A 747-nucleotide genomic window follows, 5' to 3' on the forward strand; every position below is an offset into this window, starting at 1 on the left:
GGTGTTCCAGCCCGGCGAAGCTTTCCAGTTCGACTGGAGTGAAGACTGGGCGATGATCGGCGGCAGGCAAACCAAGCTGCAGGCGGCGCACACGAAGCTCTCGCACAGCAAGGCGTTCATCGTCCGCGCCTATCCGCTCCAAACCCACGAGATGCTGTTCGATGCGATGACCCAGGCCTTCCGGGTGCTGGGCGGCGTGCCGCAGCGCGGGATTTTCGACAACATGAAGACCGCGGTCGACAAGATCGGCAGCGGCAAGGCTCGGCAGGTCAACGCCCGCTTTGCGGCTATGGCGAGCCACTACCTGTTCGAACCGGAGTTCTGCAACCCGGCCTCGGGATGGGAGAAGGGCCAGGTTGAGAAGAACGTTCAGGATGCCCGTCGGCGGCTATGGCAGGCGATGCCCGCCTTCCCGGATATCGATGCGCTCAACGCCTGGCTCGAAGAGCAATGCATCGCGCAGTGGGGCGAGATTCCGCACGGTGTGTTGCCCGGCACCATCGCCGACGTGCATGCCGCAGAGATCGCGAGCCTGATGCCGCTGGGGCGCCCCTTCGACGGCTTCGTTGAACATACCAAGCGGGTGTCGCCGACCTGCCTGATATCCTTCGAACGCAACCGCTACAGCGTCCCTGCTTCCTTCGCCAACCGGCCGGTGAGCTTGCGGGTTTATCCTGATTGGATCGTCATTGCCGCTGAGGGGCAGATCCTGTGCGAGCATAGACGGATCATCGAACGCTCCCATGT

The 747-nt window shown here is 63.1% G+C and carries 1 protein-coding gene; it reads left to right on the forward strand.

Going from position 1 to position 747, the window contains the following annotated elements:
- The coding region (gene istA / locus NN5_RS24800) for an IS21 family transposase (RefSeq protein WP_157081340.1) at positions 1 to 747 on the forward strand (747 nt) is incomplete at both ends.

Origin of the sequence: Novosphingobium naphthalenivorans NBRC 102051, assembly GCF_001590985.1 — a bacterium.
In the GTDB taxonomy this organism is placed as follows: domain Bacteria; phylum Pseudomonadota; class Alphaproteobacteria; order Sphingomonadales; family Sphingomonadaceae; genus Novosphingobium; species Novosphingobium naphthalenivorans.